A 2335-nucleotide genomic window follows, 5' to 3' on the forward strand; every position below is an offset into this window, starting at 1 on the left:
GAACTATGTGCCACAGAACAATGGGCGGGGGGTCAGGCGAGGAAGCGCGAAGCGCGCCCCTCTCCTGAACCCTTGCCTCCCGGCGAGGGCAGGGGGGGAACCGCCGCAATGGGAAAATCCAGCGGACAAGGGGGTGGTGCGGCCCGCAGCGCGAAGCGCGAGGACACGGCCCCGCAGGACGTGCAGCATTTTCATGTTGCGGTGGGGGACCAGTGGTCCCCAAACGGACAGGCGCGCAGCACCTGGCCCAACAAAGGCAGGGGGCGTTTGGCTTGTCCAAATCCCCCCTGCGTCTCGATCGCCGCGCCTCGCGCGGGGATCTCGCTATTCTGAAAGAGGCCGCGGTGGGTCTGTGCCGCAGCTGCCGCAAGCCGCACCCGGTTGCCCACAGGCCCTTGCTCGATCCTTGACGTCTCGCGCGGGCCTGCTGCGGTCCCGCGCCTTCACTCCCAAGGTCGTTCCCGGCGCGCGACTGGACAACCGGGTGCGCCTTGCGTCAGCGGTCCCGCCCGACAGGGACGAGATGGGCGGGGCAGGGCGCCCAGGACCGGTGTGCGGGGGGGATGGCTCGGGACGAGACATTCAACCGTGCAGCGCAGCCGGGCGCATCGCCCTGACCAGCTCGGGTGGAGGCCGGTACAGCCGGCCGGAACCGGGGGCGCGGCCCGAAGGGGACGCCCAGATCAGTTAGTCTTTCATTGTGAGTGGATAAGCTTCAAAGCCAGCCGCAAGATCAACATCGACGACATCCAGCACAAGGTTGCCGTTCAAACCGACCCTGTTCCAGAGGTTAATGAACTTCAGGCTAAAGGGGCCCTTGTCGTTGTCGATGCAGCGCGTTTCCTCTAGGTCTTTCACGCGGACTATCGTGGGCAGATAGCGGATATTGCTAGATTTTTACTAGCAGTTAGCGCGAGGGTGACATGCTCTCGGCAGCCGGCGAAACGCAACCCCCGCGAGGGCGGTTGCCGCAGTCGCGTTCTTATCCTAGACCATTTGTACGGCGTCATCAAAAGGATCGCCGCAATGCCCCTCACGCCCGAACAGCGGGCCGAGATTGAAAGGAACTATATTGACTGAAGACCAGATGATGCTGCTGCTGACAGCGGTACATTTGCTCGTTGCCTTCCTCACTTTCGTAAAGAGCAACTAGCCTGGTCGAGAACTGGACGACCCCGCAGTGCTACTAACACTACGGGGCCAAACCCAAACAGGGCTGTCTTTGGTGAAGACCTGTCCAGTTAACTCGACCCATGAAAAAATGGAAGCCCCTGGTAGTTGCCGGGGGCTTCGGCAGACGCTTGGAAATGCCCAACGTCAAAGGTGCTGGATAGCAGGAACAATTTTGAGAAAAGCTGCTCTTTCAGCAAAAAATACCCCGGCTGCATTACAGCCGGGGTATCTAATTTTCGCTTTCGCTGACGCTGCCTTACCGTATGTAGCTCATTGCAGCAGACATGCGCGCCAGGCCAACCACCTCGTATGTCCCTGTAGCAGGGTTCAGTGCGAATAGGCCGTTGCCCCGCAGCTCGACGATCATCACACCCTCGCGGTTAGCCAGCCGGTCAAAGTCCTCCAGCATCCCTACCAGCATCTCACGAGTGATTTCCGCTTTGGCGTCCTGACCCATTTCACGCGTCGATAGCATCTCAAATATCTCCAGATAAAATTTGCACTCTACTCAATAAGGTGCAGTTCAAATACGATATTTTTCGGGAAAAGTTGCAGCAAAACCTGACACTTTACCAACGGTGCTGACATATGCGCCTCCTTGCCTGCTGCGCCGCCAGGCGCAGCTCCGCCCGAAGGGCCGGGCCTGGTGGTGGGGGCCGGCGCAGACGGCCACCCCCGCCAGGTCATCAAGACGCCGCCCATTCCTGGCGTCCGCTTTGCTTTTCCTTGCCCTGTCACGACAAAAGGCGGCGATGGAAAAAAGGCCCCGCGCGAGGCGGGGCCAGTTGAACTTTCGTCGCAGAAGGATGGGCGGGGCCGCCCTCTACTGAACAGGAGCTGCGGCGGAAATGTCGGTTTGAGCGGTAGTAAAACAGGGGCGGGCGTTCTTGTGGATTGCAGCGGCGGTGAGCATCGCCTGCCGGTCTTCAATAAATGTTTATAGCTCGCTGCGCGGGTCTATTCAGGTATTGCCATCCCAATAAGTTGCATCTTAAGTTGGGCTATCCCTCCATACCTGTTGGATTGAAGGGGCGGCTATTCTCCCCGCCCCTTCAATTTTTCAGAAGCAGTCCGGGGTCCAAGCCTCGATGCGGGCCTTCTTCTCCGCGTCGATCTTCCATGCCTTCTGATACTCGGCATCGCTGAACAGACGCTCCATGCA

2 protein-coding genes are annotated in these 2335 nt (G+C 59.7%); both read right to left on the reverse strand.

Features of this window, described 5'->3' with window-relative positions:
• Positions 1-687 precede the first annotated feature (687 nt).
• Positions 688-858 carry a hypothetical protein gene (locus tag TW83_RS21885; protein ID WP_204245786.1) on the reverse strand — a complete coding sequence of 57 codons (171 nt, stop codon included), beginning with the start codon at positions 856-858 and terminating at the stop codon, positions 688-690.
• A gap of 571 nt (positions 859-1429) precedes the next feature.
• The gene (locus TW83_RS15645; protein WP_157001668.1) at positions 1430-1648 is read right to left on the reverse strand and encodes a hypothetical protein; all 219 of its coding nucleotides are present in this window, start codon (positions 1646-1648) and stop codon (positions 1430-1432) included.
• Positions 1649-2335: the final 687 nt, after the last annotated feature.

Source organism: Paracoccus sp. S4493 (assembly GCF_000967735.1).
Lineage (GTDB): Bacteria > Pseudomonadota > Alphaproteobacteria > Rhodobacterales > Rhodobacteraceae > Paracoccus > Paracoccus marcusii.